At 43.2% G+C, this 4,822-nt stretch carries 3 protein-coding genes and 1 pseudogene; 2 read left to right on the plus strand and 2 right to left on the minus strand.

Going from position 1 to position 4,822, the window contains the following annotated elements; translation table 11 throughout:
* Positions 1-364 precede the first annotated feature (364 nt).
* Entirely contained in the window at positions 365-844 is a 480-nt protein-coding gene (locus AB4517_RS22655; RefSeq protein ID WP_372150104.1) for a type II secretion system protein, read from the minus strand.
* A gap of 250 nt (positions 845-1,094) precedes the next feature.
* Positions 1,095-2,482 (minus strand): annotated as a pseudogene (locus AB4517_RS22660) (putative bifunctional diguanylate cyclase/phosphodiesterase); the annotation flags it as partial.
* Between the two features lie 182 nt (positions 2,483-2,664).
* Between AB4517_RS22660 and AB4517_RS22665 the strand changes: the two are divergent.
* A complete protein-coding gene (locus tag AB4517_RS22665) occupies positions 2,665-3,354 on the plus strand; it encodes a response regulator transcription factor (protein WP_017060591.1) in 690 nt (229 codons plus the stop codon).
* Entirely contained in the window at positions 3,347-4,696 is a 1,350-nt protein-coding gene (locus AB4517_RS22670) for a sensor histidine kinase KdpD (protein WP_017064877.1), read from the plus strand. Before AB4517_RS22665 ends, AB4517_RS22670 begins: the two co-directional genes overlap by 8 nt.
* Positions 4,697-4,822 lie beyond the last annotated feature (126 nt).

Raw genomic sequence — 4,822 nt, forward strand, 5'->3', positions numbered from 1 at the left:
ATTTGTTGAATGATTGACTTTAATTTATTCTGTTACGAAATTTAAATAATTAAACTTTAAGGTGGGATATTTAAAATAGGGAAAGGATGATTTTTATCATGATGTGTTGATTAAAGAATTTTAATGGAATTATTATTGACATATGTATCAAATATGTGTCTATGTAAATATTAATCGGCTAGTGATGAAAATAAGATATGAATGAGGTTGGTGTTATACCATGAGCACTGCCTAAAAGTATAAGCAGCAACAAGTTAGATCAATTAGTGTTATTTTTGAGCAAATGTTAGCGTAACCACATGATATTCAAAGATCTGTTGCGGTGGCTTTGTGTTAACTATGGAAGCGTGCAATCGTTGAGTATTTAACATGCACCATCAAGCACCACGATCTGTGGTTCTTTTTCTGGCTGATAAAGCACCTGACAAAAGTCTCCTTCTGGCGAATAGGTGTAGTTTTCGGTGTCGAAAGAGATGGCGGCTACTCTTTCTGCATTGCTGCCATAGTCTACTTCTTTGTTGATGACATGAAGCTCTGTTGCGTCGATATTGAGCAGTCTTCTTAGTGAGTCAACATAGGCGATTGGGTAACCATGACAAACGTAGTAGGTCTCAATCTCCGTCTTTTCAACATAGTTGCACTCATCCTCAACGCCAGCAATCGCTGACTTCGCGTAGATCATATCGATACCCGTGCGAAGGTTACCAGACACATCATGTATTTTACTCGCCCGAGCACTTCCTTGAACGTCTAAGAACTTGACCATAGCTGTCGCCGAAACGATCGCTAAAATTAATACAGAGATGATGAGTTCTAAAAGAGTGAAGCCGTTTTGTCTGTTCATGGTTACCGATTATTTGCTCTGCTAAAGGGACGGAATGAGGGTAATCTAAATACCAAAGTCATTACAGTTAGTGGGTATAGTGGTTTGGTGTTTTATTGTGTGAATTGCTAAGTAATTTTCTTTATAAACAATAGCTTAATTATTTCCTCTTACTGTTAAACGCTATGTAAGCATACGTAAGCGTACACACCCACAGCAGCCGATTGTTTAGGAAGCATTCAAACGACTTAATTTATTGATAAATAAGTCTTTAATTGTAGGATTGTCGACCATTCAAAAACTGACTTTCGACTTCATTTGAGGGAATTGGTTTACTAAATAAAAATCCCTGAAGATACTGGTATCCACAATCGATTAAGAACGCTTTTTGCGTTTCGGTTTCGACACCTTCAGCAACCACTTTTAGCCCCAATTTTTCACAGATAGCATGGGTGGCTTGGACAATCGCTTTGCTCCCTTTGTGTGAACCGTGGACGAAGCTTTTATCGAGTTTCACGGTGCTAATCGGTAAGTCATGCAACATCGACAGTGACGAGTAGCCTGTGCCAAAGTCATCAAGGTGAAGCTCTACGCCCAATTTAGAAATATCGCTTAACGCTTGCCTGACTTCACCATGCTTGAAGATCATGGAAGATTCGGTGATCTCAAGGGCGATGCTTTGAGGTTGGATATTGTAGAAGTTCAACATTGCTAATAGCTGCTCGGCAAAGGTCGCGTGCATCTGAATACTCGAAATATTGATACTCATCATCAACTCACTATCAAACTCACGTTGCCATATCGATAGCTGTTTGAGTGCAGAGTTCAGAACCCATTTCCCGAGCGGTACAATCTGCCCCGTCTCCTCCGCTAAGCTAATAAACTCATCAGGGCCTATGTTACCTAGCTCTTTGTCTGACCATCGAAGCAAGGCTTCAAACCCTTTCACCTTGTCGCTGTTGGTGTTCATGATCGGTTGGTAGTGAAGGTTGAGATCGTCGTTTTCTATGGCGCGTGCCAGTCGATGGCGGATCTCTACTTTGCGATGCAGGGTTTGTGCTAAGTCTGGGGTAAACGTTTGGAAGCGGTTTCGACCATTCGCTTTTGCAAGATGCATCGCCATACCCGCTTGCTTTAGCAATGTTTCTTGGTCAACCGCGTTATCAGGGAAATGCGCGGTACCTATGCTGCAACCGACAGATAAACTGCCGATGCCTCTGATATGGAAACTTCGGTTTAAGGCATCAATGATGCGAGAGCAAAGTAGTGGGATATTTTGATTTCGGCAGGTGTGGGCAATCACAATGAATTCGTCGCCACCAAATCGCCTATCATGCATTTCTCATCAACCAACTGTTTAAGGCGTTCACCAACCCGTTTGAGTAGTTGGTCTCCGACAGTGTGCCCATAAGTGTCATTAACTAATTTGAAGCCATCAAGGTCGACAAACATCAATTCAAACGGTGAGCGATAGGCAATGCTGGTTTCTAGAAGGTTGCTGATCCCACGGCGATTATAAAGCTCCGTTAAACAGTCGTGTTCTGCGTTGTATCTGGCTTTTATCAGCTTCTCTTTTTGCTTTGTTGTACAGGTTAGGTTTAGCAGCAGTTCGCTTTTATCAAAGAGCCACTTTCCTTGCACATCAAAATGGTGTGCTCTGAAGGAGGAAACCTTGATAAACCAAGGCGCACCGGTTGTTGGTTCTCTATTCTGTAAACGTGTATGTACAAAAGTGATTACTATGTTTTGCGTACGGTAAATGTAGGGCTCTGATTCCAATATTGATGATCTATGACCAGTATATATACTGCCTTCGCTTTTAATAAATACTGGTGATAGGAATGTCGAAAACCAAAGTGCTCATTGTTGAAGATGACCAAGAGATAGCTCGTCTAACGACGCTTTACCTCGAAGCTGAAGGTTACAATGTTAGCGTTGTTCATGAAGGGAACTTGGCACTTGAAGCGATCCGTAGTATTGAACCTGATTTAGTGCTGTTGGACTTGATGCTTCCAGGGATGAGCGGCGCGCAAATTTGCCGTCAAGCCCGTGAGTTTTACAATGGAATGATTTTAGTGCTAACGGCTTCCGCCGATGAAATGAGCGAGGTCAGCTTGTTTAAATTTGGTGCGGACGATTACGTTGCCAAACCGATTCGTGGCCATGCCTTGTTAGCGCGAATTGAAGCGTTATTGCGTCGAGCGACTCCCGTAAAAACTGCGCAAGAAACTACGGCTGAAAAACAGTGCGATATTGTAATCAACAGCTCTGCTCAAAGTGCCACGCTCTACGGCCAAAACCTCAAGCTTACTTCTGCTGAATTTGAAATCTTAAACCTTCTCGTTAATAACATCTGTCAGGTCGTGACTCGAGACCAGTGCTGTCAGTTATTTAGAGGGATAGATTACGCGTTCAACGACCGCTCGATTGATATGCGCGTGTCTGGGTTACGCCGAAAGCTGCGCATTCACGCAAAAGACAAACAGTTGATTCGTACGGTTCGCAACAAGGGGTACATGCTGGTTGCGTAAGTTCATTGCTACGAAGCTTCGCTCGGTTTCGATGTTTGCTCGCTTATACCTTGGGATTGTGACTGGGATGTCGGCAACGATATTTTTGTTCTTGAACCTTGGTGAGGGGTACATGCGACGCACCGAGATCGAAACCTTCCTCAATGATGGCATCTACTTTGCGGAGCAGTATGTTCGTCAACACAATCAAGAAAACTCACTCTATAAAGAGCTCGATAGAACAGGCTACCAACAATTTTATATCTTCAATTTACGCCTGTTGGAGAATTGGTCGGGCGAGGCGCCTTGCCAACAATGTGAGTTATACACAACCTTAAACGGTGTGCCGATATATCTAAGTGATGACAACCTCTATTCGACCGTGTTTCAGCTACCAAACTCTAAATTCAGTTTTGGGTTCAGTGAGGTAGGGGACTTTTTCTCTCCTGACATTGAATGGTACGAAGACTCAGAACGACACTTTTTGTTAGGGCTGTTGTTGGCTGTGATTGTGGCGATTGGAGCAAGTGTTTACTTACCTGTGAGGCGTTTTCAAGAAAGAATAGAGTTGCTCGTCGAGAAGCAGAAACAGTTTGGTAAGGGCAAGCTTAGTACTCGATCTGACATGGACGACATCCATCCTGTTTCTGATTTGGCCAGCAGTTTTAACTTCATGGCTGAAGAGATCGAAAGCAAAGTAAAACAAAGTCATATTTTCGCTCAAGCTATCCCACACGAAGTACGAACTCCGCTAAGTCGTATTCAACTGGCGACCGATATCCTAAGAAGGGGAGCCCCCGATAATCATCAGGTTCTTTTCGATGACATTGATACCTACATTGAGGATATCAACGAGCTCACGTCAGAAATCATCATGCTGTCGAAGTTGAATGTCATGGATAACTCTTTCTTTGAGCTCGTTAAAGTGACCTCCGATCTTCGTGAGTATTGCCTAGACCGAATTCGTTACTCGAAACTAGACAATGCCACCTTTGAATCTAAGGTACAGCTAGAGTGCAAGATTAAGTGTGATTGCTCAATGGCACGCTTGGTGTTCGATAACGTTCTCAAGAATGCGGGTAATTACACACAAGACAAAGTGTGGATGACGCTGGATGAGAACTCAGAAAACTGGCTGGTGGTGATTGAAGACAATGGTTCTGGAATACCAGAGAATAGGCGTGATGAGGTATTCCTTCCGTTCTCTCGACTAGACTCAAGCAGAACGTCGACCAACGGTGGATTGGGGTTGGGCCTCGCGATTGCTCTATCGGCGGCTAAAAAACTTTCTTGGGATATCAAAATCGACGACAGCAACCATGGTGGTGCCAAGTTCAGTATCGTGATTCCTAAGATCGCATAAACTGTAGCTTTAAGAACTCTTCAGGCTCGTCAAATAACAAAGCCACGGACTAATACCGTGGCTTTTTCATATTCCGATTTACAAGCTAGTGACTTCTTAGTACTACTGCTTAGAGCTTAGAGCTTA

This window comes from Vibrio sp. 10N.222.52.C3 (assembly GCF_041474195.1).
Classification (GTDB): Bacteria; Pseudomonadota; Gammaproteobacteria; order Enterobacterales; family Vibrionaceae; genus Vibrio; species Vibrio crassostreae_C.

Bases quoted from the DNA above. Each gene is read 5' to 3' on its own strand.
- AB4517_RS22665 (WP_017060591.1), top strand. From the start codon at position 2,665: ATGTCGAAAACCAAAGTGCTCATTGTTGAAGATGACCAAGAGATAGCT.
- AB4517_RS22655 (WP_372150104.1), bottom strand. From the start codon at position 844: ATGAACAGACAAAACGGCTTCACTCTTTTAGAACTCATCATCTCTGTA.